14 protein-coding genes are annotated in these 18,413 nt (G+C 42.9%); 8 read left to right on the plus strand and 6 right to left on the minus strand.

Features of this window, described 5'->3' with window-relative positions:
- Positions 1-128 precede the first annotated feature (128 nt).
- The 3 genes from EPB74_RS04420 to EPB74_RS04430 all read right to left on the minus strand — a co-directional run bounded on the left by EPB74_RS04420 (position 129) and on the right by EPB74_RS04430 (position 3,801).
- Positions 129-1,310, minus strand: a complete 1,182-nt coding sequence (locus EPB74_RS04420; protein ID WP_079690781.1) for a thiolase family protein — start codon at positions 1,308-1,310, stop codon at positions 129-131.
- Positions 1,311-1,369: 59 nt separating this feature from the next.
- The gene (locus EPB74_RS04425) at positions 1,370-2,713 is read right to left on the minus strand and encodes a homoserine dehydrogenase (RefSeq protein ID WP_274902990.1); all 1,344 of its coding nucleotides are present in this window, start codon (positions 2,711-2,713) and stop codon (positions 1,370-1,372) included.
- A 233-nt stretch (positions 2,714-2,946) separates the two neighbouring features.
- A complete protein-coding gene (locus EPB74_RS04430) occupies positions 2,947-3,801 on the minus strand; it encodes a DsbC family protein (RefSeq protein WP_089554875.1) in 855 nt (284 codons plus the stop codon).
- 448 nt (positions 3,802-4,249) lie between these two features.
- Between EPB74_RS04430 and EPB74_RS04435 the strand changes: the two genes are divergently transcribed.
- The gene (locus tag EPB74_RS04435) at positions 4,250-5,179 is read left to right on the plus strand and encodes a DUF808 domain-containing protein (RefSeq protein WP_274902992.1); all 930 of its coding nucleotides are present in this window, start codon (positions 4,250-4,252) and stop codon (positions 5,177-5,179) included.
- 102 nt (positions 5,180-5,281) lie between these two features.
- Here the strand turns inward: EPB74_RS04435 and EPB74_RS04440 are convergent, their stop codons facing one another.
- Positions 5,282-9,670, minus strand: coding sequence for an Rne/Rng family ribonuclease (locus tag EPB74_RS04440; RefSeq protein WP_274902993.1), 4,389 nt, complete (start codon positions 9,668-9,670; stop codon positions 5,282-5,284).
- A gap of 1,228 nt (positions 9,671-10,898) precedes the next feature.
- Here EPB74_RS04440 and EPB74_RS04445 point away from each other — a divergent pair.
- Positions 10,899-11,915, plus strand: coding sequence for an RluA family pseudouridine synthase (locus tag EPB74_RS04445; RefSeq protein WP_274902994.1), 1,017 nt, complete (start codon positions 10,899-10,901; stop codon positions 11,913-11,915).
- Positions 11,916-12,047: 132 nt separating this feature from the next.
- Positions 12,048-12,761: an HAD family hydrolase gene (locus EPB74_RS04450; RefSeq protein WP_274902995.1), complete on the plus strand. Its 714-nt coding sequence runs from the start codon at positions 12,048-12,050 to the stop codon at positions 12,759-12,761.
- Between the two features lie 90 nt (positions 12,762-12,851).
- On the opposite strand, the gene yihA is transcribed toward EPB74_RS04450, so the two are convergent.
- Positions 12,852-13,625: a ribosome biogenesis GTP-binding protein YihA/YsxC gene (gene yihA / locus EPB74_RS04455; protein WP_274902996.1), complete on the minus strand. Its 774-nt coding sequence runs from the start codon at positions 13,623-13,625 to the stop codon at positions 12,852-12,854.
- A 386-nt stretch (positions 13,626-14,011) separates the two neighbouring features.
- Here yihA and EPB74_RS04460 point away from each other — a divergent pair, with 386 nt between their 5' ends.
- The 4 genes from EPB74_RS04460 (at position 14,012) to EPB74_RS04475 (ending at position 17,120) form a co-directional block, all read left to right on the plus strand.
- Positions 14,012-14,347, plus strand: a complete 336-nt coding sequence (locus EPB74_RS04460) for a c-type cytochrome (RefSeq protein WP_079690789.1) — start codon at positions 14,012-14,014, stop codon at positions 14,345-14,347.
- Between the two features lie 324 nt (positions 14,348-14,671).
- The gene (locus tag EPB74_RS04465) at positions 14,672-15,340 is read left to right on the plus strand and encodes a c-type cytochrome (protein WP_089554880.1); all 669 of its coding nucleotides are present in this window, start codon (positions 14,672-14,674) and stop codon (positions 15,338-15,340) included.
- A 251-nt stretch (positions 15,341-15,591) separates the two neighbouring features.
- Positions 15,592-16,734 (plus strand): hypothetical protein, encoded by a 1,143-nt coding sequence (locus tag EPB74_RS04470; protein ID WP_274903002.1) that lies wholly within the window; start codon positions 15,592-15,594, stop codon positions 16,732-16,734.
- Complete coding sequence (locus tag EPB74_RS04475; RefSeq protein ID WP_274903003.1) at positions 16,722-17,120, plus strand: RnfH family protein; 399 nt, start codon at positions 16,722-16,724, stop codon at positions 17,118-17,120. Before EPB74_RS04470 ends, EPB74_RS04475 begins: the two co-directional genes overlap by 13 nt.
- A gap of 25 nt (positions 17,121-17,145) precedes the next feature.
- Here the strand turns inward: EPB74_RS04475 and EPB74_RS04480 are convergent, their stop codons facing one another.
- On the minus strand, positions 17,146-17,562 hold the full coding sequence (locus EPB74_RS04480; RefSeq protein WP_274903004.1) for an outer membrane protein assembly factor BamE: 417 nt from the start codon (positions 17,560-17,562) through the stop codon (positions 17,146-17,148).
- 317 nt (positions 17,563-17,879) lie between these two features.
- Here EPB74_RS04480 and fur point away from each other — a divergent pair, with 317 nt between their 5' ends.
- Positions 17,880-18,314 carry a ferric iron uptake transcriptional regulator gene (gene fur, locus EPB74_RS04485; protein WP_089554883.1) on the plus strand — a complete coding sequence of 145 codons (435 nt, stop codon included), beginning with the start codon at positions 17,880-17,882 and terminating at the stop codon, positions 18,312-18,314.
- Positions 18,315-18,413: the final 99 nt, after the last annotated feature.

Below are 18,413 nucleotides of genomic sequence, written 5' to 3' on the forward strand. Positions count from 1 at the left end.
ATTTGTAATTTATAAGTACAAAAAAACCGCAAAGCCATAAGCAATGCGGTTAGTAGGTCTTGGAAATAAGTAAAAATATCAAATAATATTATCGACTCTAGCAGCTCGATAATTAAAACGATTAAATATTAAGCAAGTTCAATCGCAACGGCGACCGCTTCACCACCACCGATACATAAAGTCGCAACGCCTTTTTTGCCGCCAGTACGCTTTAGAGAGTTGATAAGGGTAATTAAAATACGAGCACCTGAACAACCTACTGGGTGACCGAGCGCACAAGCACCACCTTCAATGTTTACTTTAGCATGTTCGATGTTTAGCTCATCCATAGCCGCCATCGTAACCATGGCAAAGGCTTCATTGATTTCCCATAGATCGACATCAGCTACTGACCAGCCAGCGCTTGCTAAAACCTTTTCAATTGCACCAATCGGAGCAATGGTAAATTCGCTTGGATGACGAGAGTTAGAAACGCTCGCAACGATACGCGCTTGGTAATCAAGACCTTCAGCTTTGGCTTGTGACTCTTTCATTAATACCACTGCGGCAGCACCGTCTGAGATTGAGCTGGCATTTGCCGCCGTGATGGTACCATCTTTTGCAAAGGCTGGACGCAGGGTAGGAATGCGCTCAGCGTTGGCAAGGGCAGGCTGCTCGTCAGTATCAACCGTTTGCTCGCCCTTACGAGTTTTAAAGGTAACGGGCTCAATCTCATCTTCGAAATGACCCTCTTTAATAGCTGTTAATGCACGGTTAAGCGATTCAATAGCAAAATCATCCATTTGCTCACGGCTATAGCCTTTTTCATTCGCCATTTCTTGAGCGAACTGACCCATCAGCTTACCGGTTTCGGCATCTTCTAGACCGTCTAAGAACATATGATCTTTGACTTCTTTATGTCCCATGCGATAACCGCCACGTGAACCTGGCATGATGTAAGGGGCATTGGTCATCGATTCCATGCCACCGGCAACAGCGACATTAAAGCTGCCAGCTTTGATACCGTCATGGGCTTGCATGACTGCTTTTAGACCTGAGCCACATAGTTTGTTGATCGTAACTGCACCAGTTGCATCAGACAAACCTGCTTTACGCATCGCTTGACGAGCAGGGCCTTGACCTAAGCCCGCGGTCAAGATACAACCCATGATGACTTCATCAATGCTATCGATGTTAACGCCTGAGCGCTCAACAGCAGCTTTGATAGCAGTAGCGCCCAAGTCTGTTGCGCTTACCTCTGTAAGTGCGCCTTGGAAGCCACCCATTGGAGTACGTGCGCCGTTTAAAATTACAACTGCATCATTTGACATCGTTATTTCCTTTTTTATGTATTTTAATTACAAATATTTGACTTACTTAAAGGACGGATTTACGCCAGCTCGTCTAAGCGAATGCGTACCACTTTATCAGTAACCGTATCTAGCTTCTCAATTTTTTCAATCGCCAGATTCATTTGGCTCTCAACCACAGGCAGCGTCAAAATAATCACGGGCACTTGACCAAGTTTATGGGCAGGTTTTTGTAAAATGGCATCGATATTGATACCAGCATCACTTAAAATACGCGTGATATCGGCCAATACCCCAGGATTATCATAAGCATGAACGCGTAAGTAATAACCGGTTATCATCTGTTCAGCACGCAATATCGGCGTGTCCGATAATTGCTCAGGGATAAAGGCTAAGTGTGGGACATGATGACCGTTATTGCCTACATCATTGTCATCTTTGCTACCTAAGACACGAACCAAGTCCATGACATCTGCCATCACCGCAGAAGCCGTCGCGCCTGCACCTGCGCCGTCGCCACAATAGAGCGTTTGCCCAAGTGGGTGAGAGTTTACCAACACGGCATTTTTTACGCCATTTACGTTGGCAAGTAAGGCGTTTTGCGGGATAAGTGTTGGGTGTACACGCAGCTCAATACCAGCGGCTTCATCATTACCTGCACCATCACGGCGCACGGCAAAACCTAAATGCTTGATACGGTAGCCAAGCTCTTCAGCATAGTTAACGTCTTGTAATGTAATACCCGTAATGCCTTCACAATAGACTTTATCAAACTGTAGTGGAATACCAAAAGCGATAGACGCAAGTAGTGCCAGTTTGTGCGCTGCATCAATCCCTTCAACGTCAAAGGTAGGGTCTGCTTCTGCATAACCGAGCTCTTGTGCCTCAAGTAGCACATCTGCAAATGGACGACCCTTATCACGCATTTCAGTCATGATAAAGTTGCCAGTACCATTAATGATGCCAGCCAACCAGTCGATTTTATTGGCAGCTAATCCTTCACGCATGACTTTAATAATCGGAATACCGCCAGCTACCGCTGCTTCATAAGCGACATGGACATTATGCTGCTCAGCAAAAGCGAAAATCTCATTACCATGCTCAGCCAATAATGCTTTATTCGCCGTAACCACATGCTTGCCGTTTTTAATGGCGTGCATAAAGACGTCTTTCGCGAGAGTAGTACCGCCAATCACTTCGATGACAATATCGACATTGTCACTGGCAGCGATTGCCATCAAGTCACTGTTTTGAATAATATTAGGATCGATATCATCACGCTGACGACGAGTACCGACTTCGGTAATCATAATGTCGCGTCCGCTACGACGTTTTAGCTCATCTAAATTGTCATTGATTAGATTGATCACACCCGTTCCGACGGTGCCTAAACCAAGTATCGCTAGTTTGATGGATTTGCTCACAGTATCCTCAAGAGATTAAAGAGTTGGATAAAAAATGCTTCTATGAAAGTATTTAGATTATCAAATTAATTAGATAATGAAAAACTTATATGAAGAACTTGCATAAAGAAGGACTTAGATAAAAAATATGCGGCTAATTTTGCCTAGCGCTTTATCGTATCATACCGACAAGCGCTGATGGCGTCTACCCAATCTCAATGTCGCCAAAGTCAGCAATATCATAGGATAGCCGATTAGCTAGCATCTATCGCTTGTGCCAATTGTGCAGCAGGTAAATAACCACCCACTTGTTGTCCAGATTCAGTAAAAATAGCCGGCGTACCGTTGACACCAAGGCTTCTACCAAGTGCCATTTGCGATTGCACAGGACTGTTACAGCTAGCTGCTTGTACGTTCGCGCCCATTTTCGCCTGGTCCATAGCGGCTTTACGGTCTTCACTACACCAGATAGCTTCCATCTTTGGAATACTGCCTTCACTACGCGGCCACGCTAAATAGCGTACTTCAATGCCTAAGGCATTAATCTCGTCCATTTCCTCATGGAGTTTGGTGCAATAAGGGCAATCAGCGTCAGTAAAGGAATAAACCACTGACTTAGTCACGCCTTTTGCTGGATAGATAACCATATCTTTTTTATCGACCGCTTTTAGAGCTTGTTGTGCAGTTCGGGCAACCAAAGCACCGCTGATATCCACAGGCACGTCATCACCAACAGCAATAATTTGCCCTTGAATAATATGTTTACCAGACTTATCGGTAAAGAAAGAAGGTAAGCCATCAGCAGTAACCCAATAAATATCGTCCATATCGGTTGGTACGGCTGAGAGGATATTTTCTTCAATACCTGAAGCTTTTAAATTGGTTTGTAATGATTTGACCACATCGGCATTGCTATCTTTAGATATCGAAGTGGTACTAGTTTTGGCTTGCGCACTATTGACAACATTAGTGTTACTGGTCGCATCTGCGGCATTATTAGAACAGCCAGCAGCAATAATAACCAGCAATGCCGCAGCCGTGGCACGAGATAGGTGGTTGCGAGAGAGTTTTTTGTTAGTGAGCGTAGCTTTAGAATGGAATAAGGACATATGGTGTTTCCTATAGGCAGGTGTGCCTAATCGTGTGTTCATGACAAAAGATATTGGGATAAGTGGTAATGGTTTTGCTAAATAAGCGCTGCTAAATAAGGGCTGCGATATAAGATCATTAATGAGATTGTTGTTAATAGATTGTTTTTCAATGATTTCCGCCAATAAAAATTGCAGAATCAATCAGTATAAAGTGCTCTATATTAACATATTTTTATAAATCACGACCAAAAGCCAGCTTATTGTCTGGCTAAATAAATTATTAGAAAGCCTTCATAATAAAAAATATAATAAAAGACAAGATACATTTGTGCTATGTCATATGACCTTATGTCTAGGTAGGCTACAAGAAATACTATGGTCTATAGCTGTTAGACAGCTATCAGATTTAATAATTATTGTTTCAAATTTCTATTTCATTAAATGTATTTAATTTTAAGGAACGTCCATGGCAGGTGCCAGTTTATTAACCCTACTTGATGACATCAGCTTGATATTAGATGATGTCTCACTAATGACCAAGGTTGCTGCCAAAAAAACGGCTGGCGTCTTAGGTGATGACTTAGCACTTAACGCTGAGCAAGTGACTGGTGTCAAAGCAGATCGTGAGTTGGCAGTCGTGTGGGCAGTGGCTAAAGGCTCATTCGTCAATAAACTTATCTTAGTGCCATCAGCACTATTGATTAGCGCTATTTATCCCCCGTTAGTAACACTACTGTTGATGTGTGGCGGCTTATATTTGGCCTACGAAGGCGCAGAGAAAGTGATTCATAAGTTTTGGCCGCATCTTTTGCCGCACGACGAAGAGCAAAACGCGCGCCTACGTGCCAATGCCGATGAGACAATCGATTTGGTCGCTTTTGAAAAGGAAAAGATAAAAGGGGCGGTACGCACAGATTTTGTACTATCGGCTGAGATTATTGTGATTGCACTTGGTGCAGCTGCTGGTGCGACGTTGTTAGAGCAAAGCTTGGTTCTCGCTATTATTGCTGTCGCCATTACGGTTGGCGTTTATGGCTTGGTCGCTGCTATCGTCAAGATTGATGATTTAGGGCTTTATTTGATGAAGCAATCAGGCAATGTGAAGCAAAAAATAGGTGAGTTGCTATTAGCTGCTGCGCCAAAATTAATGAAGTTTTTATCTATCGCTGGCACATTAGCCATGTTCTTAGTAGGTGGTGGCATCTTAGTTCATGGTATTGGTTTTTTGCACCATGAAGTTGAAGATATAGCGCATTTGACTGGCGTATTTGAAAGTCTGACGACTATGTTATTGAACGGACTGGTTGGTCTCATTATTGGTGTTATAGTAGTGGCTATTGTCACTGTCGTTGGTAAAATACGAAATAAAGACAAAGATGCTTCTTCTGCGCATTAAATCCATAGTCAGTTAAGCAGGTTCGATTAACTATAAAAAAGCCCCAAAGTTGCTGGCAACTTTGGGGCTTTTGCATTTAAGGCTACTTTTAATTGACTGCGATTAGCTGTCGCTATCTGAATTATCGGACTCTGACTTTTCAGCTTGCGTTGGCTTTTTATGCTCAGCCTTAGGCTTACGAGTGCGAGCCTTTGGCACCTTAGGGGTCGTTAAATTAAACATACCTTTTTGCGGTAGCAGTTGCTCAGCCACGTTTTCAATCATATTTTTATAACTGGCTATCGTCGTTTTTGACTTTGCTGCCTGAATTTCTTCTTTCGTAGATGGCTCTACTATTGATTCAGTAGGCTGCTCAGTCTCGCTTTGCTCGATGTTAGCATCTTTAACCTCAGCAGATTCAACATTGACTTCAGTATTGATGTCAGTCTCTTCGATTTCCACATCGTTGACATCAACAGCTTCATCCTTCGTAGTTTTAGCCTCAGGAGTGACTTTAACCTCAGTTTGCTCCGTGCTTACTTTTTCTAGCGCTTGCTCTACCTGTAGCAGTTGTTCGCTCTCAGTACTGACCTCGGATGCTTGCGCTGGATTTGCCAGCGCCGTCGCTTCTACTTTGTGAGCATCAATCTTGCTATTAGCTTGCACTGATTCGTTGATCGGCTCGTCAGAAACAGCCAATACTACTGGCTCTTGATAATCAGGATGCTGACCACGTGGGTCGTTGCTTGCCCGTTTATCGATGGCGCGCGGCTCCACGTCTGTTTTACCTTGCGTTGCTGCAAACTGACTGACAGCTTGTGTCATCGCTTCAAAGCGTGCGAGATAATCCGCTGCTAATGGCTGATAGCCGTAGTTGCTAAAATCAAAATTGTTATTGGCAGTTTCGCCAGTCGCAAGTTGATTGTCGTTGGTGCTTGCAACCTTGTCGTTGATGACGACTTGAACGTGTGCCTGCTCTAAATGCAAAGCAATGGCAGCGTTAAAGCAGTTAATGACACCGTCTGCGGCTAAGCGATTTTCAGCCTCTGGTAGAGTCGCACGGATAAACTCACCAACCGTACCACGAATGGTCGGTACGCTCACAATGGCTTGTTCATCTTTTTGAGACGTTTGAGTGGTTTGTGATTGAGTTTGTTGACGACGTACCACGCGTGGATCATTACTGGCTTGCCCAAATTTAGCGGCGGTAATGTAGCGTTTAGCAAACAACGCGTCATGAGTAAGCTCAAGCGCTGAGTGATTGTTGCTACTAGTATCGGTAGCGACTTGGTTAGTATCAACTTGGTCAGTATCAACACTTTTATCATCAGCTTCTATCTTTTGAGCTTCCACTACTGCTACTGGCGCGATATCCTCTGGTTTGGCCTCGACTGATTTTTGCTCATGAGACGTACTGTCGGTTTGGCTATCAGCACTAACTTTTGAGGTTGCTTGCTCAGCTACCAAGGGTTTTTCATCGTCGCCTTTACTGTCGTCTGTCGAGACAGGTTTTTGCGCTTTGTTGTCAGTAGCGCTTATCTTTACCTCCTCTACTTTTGCTTCGTCTACTAAAGCATCGCTATTTTCAGCAGCATGGGCTTGCGTACTGCTGTTTTGCGTACTAGCAGTAGAATCGCTGTTTATATCAGATGACGGCTGAATGATACTTTGCTCGACCGCGGTCTGCTTATCAGCATGCTGCTGAGCAGTGTTTTCTTGACGCTCTTTTGCGGTATCAGCGACATTGCTATCATTTACTGAATGATGCTTTGCAGTCACCTGACGTGTTGCTGGTACAGATTTACTGTCATCTAAAGACAAGTGCACAACTTCTGCTGCCTTGAGCTCAGTGGCAGCTGCATTGACCTGCAATACAACTTCGTTAGGATCTTGATTACGACGGGCATTGGATTGATTTTTGCTACCGTTAACGTCTTTATTACTTTGTTGGTTGCTTTGTTGGCTATTAGCCGTTGTTAACGTCTCACCGCGATCGAGTTTGCCGCGTGAGCTACGTTGGCTGTTTGATTTGCGTTTAGCACGAGTTTGCTCTTCTGCGGCTTTGGTCTCATTGCTATTATTTTCAGAAGCATTGCTATCGTTGACATTGCTTTCGCTAGCATTGCGCTCGTTTGCATTTTGACGGTTGTCTTGACGATTGTTGCGGTTGCGATCACTAGGGCGTCTATTATCCTGCTGACGTTTATCTTGGTTGTCAGCTTTATCATCAGCGCTAGTTGGGCTGCTGTCAGACGTATTGCTAGCGGCGCTATTGTCAGTTTCATCTGCCTGCTCTTTTCTTTGGCGTGGCTTAGATGGTCTTGATTTACGTGGCTTGCGTCTTCTTCTATCTTCAGCGTCGCTACTATCGCCAGTACTACTATCATCAGTAGCGTTATCGGTATGACGTGTCTGCTGACGCTGACCGTTATTGTTTGACGGTTGGCTATTGTTTTGCTCATTACTATTTTGCTGAGGTGCTGAAGCGCTTTGACTAGCATCATTCAACGCACTGTTATCCACTTGTCCAAACGAGCCTAGACTCTGCGCGCCGTTATTTACAAGCGCTTCAATGGCTTCAGCTGCATCACGGCTACTGATACTGTTCGTGGTCTGTGCCTGCGGCGCTTGGGCAAACAAATTAGACAACCAAGCGACTGCTTGCGGTTGGGCCACAGCAACATTAGCAGATGGAGCCGCTACTGGAGCAGAAGTGGTCGCAACATTTGGCGTGTTTTGTGGTTGCGGCGCACGTGCTGACGAAACATTATTGGTATTGGTATTGGTATTGGTATTGGTATTGGTATTGTTGCGATGCTCATTACTATGACTGGTGCTATTCTGCTGCTGCTCAGGCGTGCTCGGTTGTGCATTAGTACGAGCCGGTGCTTGACTGCTGCTGGTACTGTTGTCCGCTACTGAGCGTGGTTGGCGGGTAGGCTGCTGTTCAGGACGCTCTTTTTCGGCTGTTTGCCAATCAACGTTATAGCCAAGCTCGCTATATTCTTGCTGCTGAGTATCGGTGATACGCTCATAGCTTGATGGCGCAAAGCCATCGCGGTTAAAGTGGAGTTTAAAGTTTGGCGACTCTAAATGCGCGTGTGGCAAGATCGTAATACGCGTGCCGCTGTCTTGCTCTAGATAAACTAAGGCATCGCGCTTTTCATTTAATAAGAAAGCTGCGATATCAGTCGGTACTTCTGCTTGGACTTCACCTTGACGCTCTTTTAGTGCGATTTGTTCTATTTGACGCATAATTGATAGTGACAATGAACGCAAATCACGAATCATACCGTTGCCATGACAACGCGGGCAGATATAGCCGGTTGACTCTTCTAGTGATGGACGTAGGCGTTGACGGCTCATCTCCATCAAACCAAATTTAGAAATATCACCAAATTGTACACGGGCACGGTCATATTTAGTGGCATCAATCAGACGTTTTTCGACTTCTTTTTGATGCTTATTATCATTCATATCAATGAAATCAATGACAATTAGGCCGCCCATATCACGTAAACGTAATTGACGAGCAATCTCATCAGCCGCTTCTAGATTGGTATGATAAGCGGTCTCAGCAACGTCTGAGCCTTTGGTAGATTTAGCGGAGTTGATGTCGATAGAAACTAACGCTTCAGTTTGATCGATAACGATTGAGCCACCCGATGGCAGGCGAACTTCACGCTGATAAGCGGTTTCAATCTGCTTTTCGATATTAAAGCGCGAAAACATTGGCTCATAATCGGTATATTTACGCAGTTTTTCTGCTTGTGTTGGCATGACCGCATCGATAAAACCAGCGGCTTCGATATAGGCGTTTTCGTTATCGATCCAAATCTCAGCAATATCATCGCGTAGATAGTCGCGCACAGCACGCGTGACCACGCCTGCTTCTTGATGAACCAAGCGCGGTGATGGATATTTTTGATTTTGCTCTTGGATGGCTTGCCAGATATTAAGCAAATGATTTAAATCGTGTTGTAAGTCTTCTTGGGTCTTACCAATACCAGCAGTACGAATGATGACGCTCATGCCTTTTGGCAAATCAAGACTGCCTAGCATGCGTTTCATATCTTCGCGTAATTTACCTGAGATTTGACGCGAGATACCGCCACCACGAGGGTTGTTCGGCATTAAGACAAGATAACGTCCTGCTAAGGACACATAAGTCGACAGGGCTGCACCTTTATTACCGCGCTCTTCTTTTTCAACTTGGACGATGAGCTCGTCACCTTCTTTGATCAGTTTCTTGATATTTTCGTCACGTGGATTGCCGCTTAAGTATTCGGCAGAAATTTCACGAATCGGCAAAAAACCTTGACGCTGTGAGCCATACTCTACAAAAACGGCTTCAAGCGAAGGCTCGACACGGGTCACATGACCTTTATAAATGTTGGATTTTTTTTGTTCGCGGGTACGGTTTTCTAAATCGAAATCGTACAGATGGTTGCCTTTACAAAGGGCAACACGAATTTCTTCGTTTTGGGTAGCGTTGATCAAAATGCGTTTCATAATGGTATCCTATGAGTACGCATAACGACGACGAGACAGGCTTTAGAGCAAAGTGGCAAGCGCTGCTAATAACAGAATTAGCGTGAGCGGATGTTAATTAACGGTAGAACGTAAAGCATGGCGTTAATAAAGCACAGTGGCTTTTTCAAAAGCTTTTGACCTAAAGTCATTAGCGAGGCTAATGGCGGTAACGTCAATATAGAGGGTATAGAGTGTAAGGCTATAATGCATCTATATCTTATTATAAGCAGGCTTGTCATAACGATTAATGCACGAGCAGGTTAGTGATCTTTTATTATCAGTATTTTTATCTACGTTGGTGGTCAGCGCACTTTGTCATAGCGGCGGTGGATAGTTACTGAGTTATAAAGGTATTACTGATACTAAAAAAGCATCGTGCTGTCACGATTAATCAATCAAGGTCTAGCAATAATATCGCTGTCGATAATAACTATTATATAAAATAGTACTACTCAGCGGTTATCCATTCAGGTGAAGCAATTGGTCATTCTTTATTTATCGTTCTTTTAGATATAACGTTAATAATATCTTGGGCGTCTCAAAGCGAGGTGTTGCTGCTTCAGTCATCAGCGGGGCGTACTTGGCAAACAGAATAAATGACCGGCTTATCGGCGCGGTGTCTCAGGTCTATTCTACTTATCGTCCTCTGTTTGACCACTAATACTTAGGCAGTTATCGAGATTCACAGTGTTAATACTCGATTGCACTCTCAACGACCCATACTTGCTCAACTGCACGCGGCTAAAGGACTGTTAGACAATAAATTATCAAAGCAAGTCGTTATCATGCGGCTAGTGAGTAAAGGGTATATGGTTATCACTTAATAAAAGGGCTTTTGCCAAACTTATTAAGGCGATGCTATCTATTGTCACAATATTCTGTAAAAAATGCTTTGTAAGAATAAATAGTTTTGTACTAATAAATGATTTTTTACTGATAAATATCAGCATGGTTATTACAATTCATTGGGCATTATAGGGTATATCTGTTGGTATAACACCCTTAAAATTAGATGAAACGCCCAACCTTCGCAGGTTATATAGTCTAACTATTTTTACCAGCAAGTTATTAGCAAGCCGTAAAATAGCGATACGCTGTCTGAAACAACAAGGAATTATTGTCGTAGCCTCTGCCGTATTGGCGTTCAACATGCTAAACTATAGCAAATCTTTGTGTAAATACCTAACTAAAAATGACGAACTCGAAAATGACAAACGACGAACCTATCCACGAAGCGCCAGCCATCTTTAATAGTAAAACGCGCCCACAAAGTGCTGACGATGAGATTAGTAACTTTGGCAAGGTGAACTATCTTGAGGTCACGCGTCATCAACATGACCAACGTTTAGACAATTTCCTACTTAATCGCTTAAAGGGTTTGCCAAAACCGCATATCTACAAAATGATTCGCTCAGATGAAGTGCGAGTCAATAATAAGCGCTGTAAAGCGCATGATAGAGTGCAGCGTGAAGACGTGGTACGTATTGCGCCAGTAGTACTTGCTACTCGCGAAAAACCTATCATCAGTACCGAATTTGCCAAAAGCTTGTTGGCACGTGTGGTCTACGAAGATGAAGGCTTGATCGTGCTCAATAAGCCATCAGGTATTGCGGTTCATGGCGGTAGTGGTCTTGATTTTGGTGTCATTGAAGCCATGCGTGAAGTAACGGGTAAAAAATACTTAGAGCTGATACATCGTATTGATAAAGATACGTCAGGTTTGCTGATGATTTCTAAGAAACGCTCGACGCTTAAAACATTGCAGCAGTATCTGGTCGACAGAACCATTCAAAAGCATTATTTATGTATTGCAAAAGGGCAGCCTGCGCTTAACGAACAACGTATCGATGCGCCATTGCTACGCTATACGCTTGCCAGCGGTGAGCGCCGTGTCAAGGTAGATGCGCAAGATCCGCAAGCCAAAGAAAGCCAGACAGATATTGTCACCCATGGTCGCTTTACAATCGCTGATCAGCCAGTCAGTTTGATTGAAGCCAAACCGTTGACCGGACGCACGCATCAAATCCGTGTACATTTAGCGCATATCGGGCATGCTATCTTAGGTGATGACAAGTACCACGTACATGATAAATCTGGCGTTCATCGTCTGTGCTTACATGCATGGCGCTTAGATATTCCAGGTTATGAGACTATTACTGCGCCTTTACCAGACGAGATGCTCAATTGGATACCAGAAGATATTAAAACCAGCCTGCCTAAATAAGCTTTAAGTAATTTGGTTTCAATCTAAATGCTATAAGCATCAATATTAAACGTCACGATATCTTATTATCAACAATAAGCTGCCGTGACGTTTTCGTATCTGCCATTTGTTACTATTCATTAAGGTAAATTCATGAGTGAACCAGCTACAACAACTACTATAACCTCTATTAAAAATTCTCAATTATCAGTCAAGCATGGTTTAGCAGATAAGACATTAATCATATTTGATTGGGATGGTACGCTGATGGACTCGATTGGCTTAATTGTTGAGTCTATGCATGTGGCGGGCGAGGCGCATGGTTTTACGACGACCGATCAAGCAGTCAAAGATATTATCGGACTCAGCTTAATGAAAGGTATCGAGATCTTATATCCGCAAGCAACCGATGTGCAGAAGCAGGCGATTCAGCAAAGTTATGCGGATTATTATATCCCTAACAGCCATCGTACGCCATTTTTTGCACCGATAGAAAATATGCTGCAAACCTTGCAGCAGAAAAATCGTAAGCTTGCTATCGCCACAGGTAAAAAAAGAAAAGGATTGGATCGTGTCTTGGATGCCTCTAATAGCCATCATTATTTTGTCATGACGCGCTGCGCTGACGAATCAGGCTCCAAACCCGACCCGCAAATGCTGACGGATATTTTGCAGTATACCGAGCAGCAAATCTCTGATGCGGTATTTATCGGTGATAGCATTTATGATATTCAAATGGCCAATAGTTTAGGTATGACCAGTATTGCGGTTAATTATGGTACGGCAAGCAGTAGCGATCTTGCTGCACAGCAGCCAAGTTATCAAGTCGACACGCCGCAAGCGTTGGCTGAGCTATTGTGTGCTTAAATAAAAAATATTCTAAATAATTAAAAATGACAATAAAAAAGGGTTTATCGATAATAACGATAAACCCTTTTTTATTAAAGACTATGAGATCTATTTGCTTTCTTCTTTAGGACTATCTTTTTGTTGGACCGCATCCTTTTCGATTGCGTCTTCTAGCTCAGCGCCTTCTAGTAACGCAAAAGACGACTCAATAATTTTGTCTGCATCGAGCTGATACTCATACCAGTTGCCCATAACGCCTGCTAATTCATCAAGACCTTCTTTTCTTAATGCTGAAAATAGCTGAATGCTACAGTTCAAACCCAGTTGCTTCAGTCGTTTACGAGTATTAAGCAAAGCATTTTTAGAGGCACCATACTTCAGCTTATCTGCTTTCGTCAACAAGATATGAACCGGCAGCTTACCATCATTTGCCCAGCGTAGCATTTGCTCATCAAAGAATTTCAATGGATGACGGATATCACTCATCAACACCAGACCTGCAAGGCTTGAGCGCGACACCAAATACTCTTCTAGCTCAACCTGCCATTCTTTTTTCATCTCAAGCGGTACGGCGGCATAGCCATAACCTGGCAAGTCCACCAAACGCCTATCGGTATCGCCGATACTAAAAAAGTTAATCATCTGCGTACGACCAGGTGTTTTAGACGAGCGTGCCAATTGGCGCTGATTGGTAAGCGCATTAATGGCAGAAGATTTACCAGCGTTTGAACGACCAGCAAATGCCACCTCTAACCCTATATCAGGAGGACAAAGGCGAAAGGTCGGCGCTGACGTCATAAATTCAGTTTGCTGAATACGCTGACGGGCTTTGGTATTAAAATCCGCATGCTTCGCGGCGACATCATTGAACGGGGTACTCATAAATGACTCATTACTGTTAAAATATAGATACGGTAGTTAAAATTTTTGCAGTTGGTCAGTGACTAGCGTAGCTTCTTTGGCAGCTAGCAACTAAAAACCAATCTTTCATAAAATAAGCGTTTTAAATTACCGACTATTCTATACTATTAATGCGCTTAGTTATTGAAATAACGGCTATTAGCCTTATATTAATCACAGCATACCACTAAAATGAACCAGCACTTAGCGAAGTTATCTGCCTTATTAAACGAGATTAACAAAGCTAAACTATATTTATATATATTAATTCGACATATGTTGTTACAATATCTAAGAAGATAGGTTCAATAAAATACGTTTAATAGCATCGCTGATTACGCAAATGCATAAACGAAAGGAGGTGCCCTATGTTGTCAATTACCACACTTTTTGCCAACAGTTACCGCTTGCTTGCCAGCACTGGCGCAGCGCTGATTGTCAGTACTGCAATGATAAGTAATGCAGGTGCAGCGGATATCGCTACGACTTATAGTGACTCTTGTGCGGCCTGTCATGATAGTGGCGCTTTGAATGCCATCAAAAAAGGCGACAGTGCCAAGTGGCAACAGCTGATAAAACAAAAAGGCATGCCAGCGCTGATCAATTCTGTTAAAAGCGGCATGATTCAAATGCCAGCGGGTGGATTGTGCGAAGACTGTAGCGATGATGATTATCGCAAGCTTATTGAGTATATGAGTAAGTAGTAAGTAAAAATCAAAAGCTTAAATAGTAAATATAAGGCGCAAGGTCACAGAACCTTTTGCGCTTTTTATTTTTTATTAAGCAAGCACTGAGGCTATGAGTAGAAAAACTATCTAATACTACGATTAAGTAGGCAAATAGTAAAAAGTCTTGCTATAATAATCCAAAATAAACCCTGATATTAGTAAGTGCTTTCGGGCTGCTTGTGACAAAGACTACAAAATATAAGGCTTAGCTGGCTAAATAAGGGCTCTGCAAATATGATGTCTCTTGATAATGCAATCACTCTAGATAATGCTTACATCGAGTTAGTAGGATTTGTATCAATGAAAAAGTTAATCGCTGCCGCCAGCTTATGTGTTGCAAGTTTCAGCGTACAAGCTGCTATCACTGTTCCTGAATATGATCTTAATGCCGGCAAACAAATCGCAGAAACAGTCTGTGCTGCTTGTCATGGTGTTGATGGGGTGAGCCCTGTGCCAGCCCAGCCTAACCTTGGCGGTCAAAATGTAAAATACTTATATAAACAATTGGTTAATTTTAAAGCAGGCTACCGTAAAAACGGCATCATGCAGTCGCAAGTGGCCAATTTATCTCAGCAAGACTTAGCGAACGTGTCAGGTTATTATGCTAGCCAAAAACCTTGGGGTGTCGCGTTCGGTAATCCTGCCACCACACAAGAAGCCACTAAGTTGTTTTTAGGCGGTGATAAGTCACGCGGTGTCATCGGTTGTGCAGGTTGTCATGGTCCAGATGCAGCGGGTAACGCTTGGGCAGCATTTCCACGTTTAGGCGGACAACACGCGGAATATATTGCTACTCAGTTAAAGCTTTTCCGTGCTGCTGGTCGTGTAGACGATATTGATAGCGATGAGCAGAAGCGTGTCAATGATGCAGCGAAAGAGGGCGAGATGGGGATGATGCAAACCGTCGCCTCTAAGCTATCTGATCGCGATATTCGTATTTTGTCAGACTATGTGAGCGCTATTCATTAATCTTTGATAGACGTAGTTTGCCTAATTCATATTATTGCTAATTTTTACTATGAATAGGCATTTGATCTGCACATATTATTATTTAGCCATTAAACCCCGATTTCGGGGTTTTTTTATAACTGTCAGTCCTTATATAATTGCAGGTCTTTATATTACATAAGCCAACTATGAACAGACCGAGTGGCGTTTATCATCTATCATTGGTCTGTATCATTAAATGTTATTCACCTTGAATCGCTTGGATTTAGATTATGATGATTCGCTATGCTTCTTATTTTATCGCAGCGCTGCTACCGTTATTGCTATTTCGCTGGTTTGCACCGGCGTCAATCGGTGAGATTGATTTTTGGCTACTGTGGCTACTAGCTATGGTTTTGGTTTCGCTACCAGTCATTTATGCTGAGATAGCATTGGCTTATCGCAGTGCGGAAGATCCTTTGGCGGGTATGCAAAAGCTCACTCGAGAGGCGGATGCCAGTTCGCTATGGCGAGGGTTTGGTTGGCTTGCCGCCTTAGTTTCTATCATTATTGCCGCGCTCGTCATATCTGGTGCAAGCACTGGCATATTAACAGCTTTAACTGAGCTTAATAGTGCGCCTGATGTCCCAAGCTTTGCGATTGCTGCAGGTTTAATGGTCATTGCTGTGTTATTAAGCTTACTAGGTGTGACGCCTTTACCGATTGGTTTGGGTTTAATGTTGGTTGGTTTACTGCTCGGGCTGGCAAACGGCTTGCCAAACATTACCTTTGCGATGACCAATGTCAGCTTAAGCGAATGGGCAAGGGCGGTTGCATTGGCGTTGGTCAGTGTTGGCGCGGGTACAGGCTTATACTGGTTCGGTCAAAATCTAGTGACCAAACAAGCAGTAACTGCGGTAGGAGCCGACAATCATAATGCGCAAAAATCGTCTCACGCTCATGAAGTAAGTGAATATCGAGCAACCAAACTGGTGCTACCTATTTGGATATTGCAGTTGCTGGTTGGGGTGGTGGCTTTATTTATTAGTGGTATGGCGCTACCGCCAATAGGTCAGCTATTATACTGGGTTGGCGTGCTGTTCGTGGTCAGCTACTTGCTATACTATAGTACTCAGCAGTTAGCGCATCAATTTGGATTGCTGGTAAGCTTGGTATTAACTTTTACTATAGCACTGCTATTGGTCATTGCCATACCGACCATTTGGCTGGTGGGTATACTGGTTACTATCAGTAGTATTGCGGTGTTATTGTTGTCTGTTTTTGCAGGTTGGCAGATGAAAATCAGCCATTTGCGTAAATCTTTGAACTTTGGCAATGAAGCTTTTTATAACTTGTGGCGAATCGCAATACGTTTGATTGTACCACTGGCGCTACTGTTAGCATTGATAGGTTGGGTGATGCAGTGGTTAAGCTAATAGCGGATGAAGGTCAAGTTAATAGTCTTGATGCTGTGCCGGATTCTCAGCAAGGTAATATTCAACAAACGGCTATGATGACAGTGTATTTAGCGTATGCTGAAGAGGCACAGCGTCAGCATTATCTAAGCTTACAAGTCAGTCATGGTACGACCTTGTATGAAGCGTTGAAGCAATCAGGTTGGTTGACAGAGTTTGAAGGGTTGGCAAGATGGTGCGAAGAAGTAGCTGATATTGTAACGCCAACGGCTAAACGTTGGCACGTCGGAATTTATGCGCAAAAGCAGCCACTCAGCTATCTATTGCAACCTTTTGACCGGATAGAGGTGTATAGAAGCTTAAACGCTGATCCTATGTCTCAGCGTAAAAGTAAATCTCGAGGTTGATACTTAAAGCTTGTTATTAAAGCTATTATTTAGGTAATGTTTCTAGACCTTGAATACGGGTGACTATACCGTTATCATCAAAGTAAATAACTAAATGCTGGCTGGCATTATTAACATCAGCGATACCTTTGCGGCGACCGTCTGTCCCTGCTTGATAGTCATAAATATAATCCCAGCGTTTAGGCTCTAGCGTGTCTTTAATCGCTGGGCTACCAAGAATATAAAGTACCTGATTTTGATTCATACCCACTTGCATTTTTTGCGCTTGCGTTTGAGTAATGGGTGTTCCTTGCGGCAAATCAATCTTGTAAACACTCAGTAATGAGCAGCCAGACATAGCAACAGAGGCGCTAAGCATGCTGGTAATGACAATCTTGCGTAATGTGCTTGCAGGGCTTAACGGACGTAAATTTAAGGTCTTTATCATGGTAAGATGACTCATAAAAAATGGGTTAGGTACGGCTAAGGACGGTGGATGTTAGTCTTGCCGAAAATCTTGGATAAATGATACGTCATTTACTTGCAATTGCCTACCACTTACGACATTATTTACCAAACGATGTCTTGCGTCATTTATTATTTATATTCATAGACTTGTGGTCCTGTTTTTAGAAAAGATATGTTAGAAATATACTTACTAGTAGCTAGTTCTATATGATTCTAATTTTTTCATAACCAATAACTGCTAACCATTGACGATTGTTTATCTCGTGTTTTTTGAATTTATTTGCTAAGACTTTCATAGTCAGAAGGGATATTATGGCTTCTTTTACCAATCAAGATTTACGTAGAGCGGGTTTAAAAGTAACATTACCACGCATCAAAATTTTAGAGCTGCTCGAGAGTGCCGAGCTGCATCATATGAGTGCAGAGGAGGTGTATAAGGCACTAATTGAACAAGGCGAAGATGTGGGTCTAGCGACCGTCTATCGCGTATTGACTCAGTTTGAGCAAGCAGGTATTGTCGAGCGCCATAATTTTGAAAACAATTTATCAGTATTTGAAATTACCCAAGAAGAGCATCATGACCATCTGGTTTGTGATGTTTGTGGCAAGATTATCGAGTTCCATAATAATATAATTGAAGAAGAGCAGATAAAAGTAGCGGCAGAACATGGCTTTAAGCTATCGGGTCATTCCTTGGTGCTCTATGGTATCTGTAATAACCAAGCCTGTAGAGACAGCGCTAAGTAATCATTTTAAATTGGTGATAATTTGCTTGTATTTATGTGTATTATTTTACGCACACTAATGATAGAAAGCGCATAAAAAAAGCCCTTATATATGATAAGG

This window comes from Psychrobacter sp. DAB_AL62B (genome assembly GCF_028895345.1).
In the GTDB taxonomy this organism is placed as follows: Bacteria; Pseudomonadota; Gammaproteobacteria; order Pseudomonadales; family Moraxellaceae; genus Psychrobacter.